We start from the raw sequence: 999 nt of genomic DNA, 5'->3' as shown, positions 1-999 counted from the left end.
GTGATCCGGGCCGATGCTCGCGGCTGGGACGCCCACCCGCCATTTCATCACTGTGACGTTATGGGTATCGACCGCACCTCATCGAAAGCACGCCCAGGGGGAGTATCGACATTCGCTCGCCGACGAAAGCGCCACAACGGCAGCGGAAGCGAATGACGGTCGTGCACCGATTCGCACAGGCGCCACGCGGCGGGCAACGAACCCGGTTCGACTCCCGATTCAACCCAGAGCCGCAAGGCCACAGCGGCGGAGCCACTCGAGGCTCCAGTGGCGGGGCCACTCGATACCTCAGTGGCGGAGCCACTTAGGGCATCAGCGACAGACCCTCATTGCGTCACAGTGACGTATTGGGGTGGCGTAGCCGGGAGGTAGGGGCGCGGCCACGGAGGGCCGCCGAGGCCCGGACATGCACACCGGACGGAGCAGACGGCCGGCAGAGACGTCTCGGCCACGCGACCCGAGGGAAATCGAGAACCGACGATGAAGACGTTGCGGACGCCGACAGGCCACCGACCGGCCAGGCGGACGTGCCATCCGAGCGCACCGCAGAGCCTCACGGCGGATTGCCACAACAAGCGAAAGCCGGACGAGACGAACGACTCGGCGGCTGCGTTATCAGGCAGTTCGGCATACAACCGATAATCGACATTATGTCATCTTGCGTGCATCCGGGCCGCCCCCAGCGAACACGGACGGACCTCGGATCGGCGCGAGTCCGCACACACCGCCACCCATCGAACGGGACGGCCACCCGAAGGTGAGCCCCGACTCCACCTCCCAGCGAGGACCTCCGCCGGAGCGACGGGTTCGTTGCGGCCGTGCGGTCGGCGGCGTCCCGGCGGATCGCCGTCCGGGTGCCGATGAATCCGGATCGCCCGAACGGAACGTTTCACCGCCGCGGCCGACCGAAACATGCCGCAGACCCCCACCGGCGGCGCGGGCTCACCGATCACCGGTACCGCAACCGAGTTTCATGGATAATCACTGTTATCCATGAAA

The organism is Rhodococcus sp. NPDC055112, from assembly GCF_053607505.1.
This window is presented reverse-complemented; position numbering follows the sequence as displayed.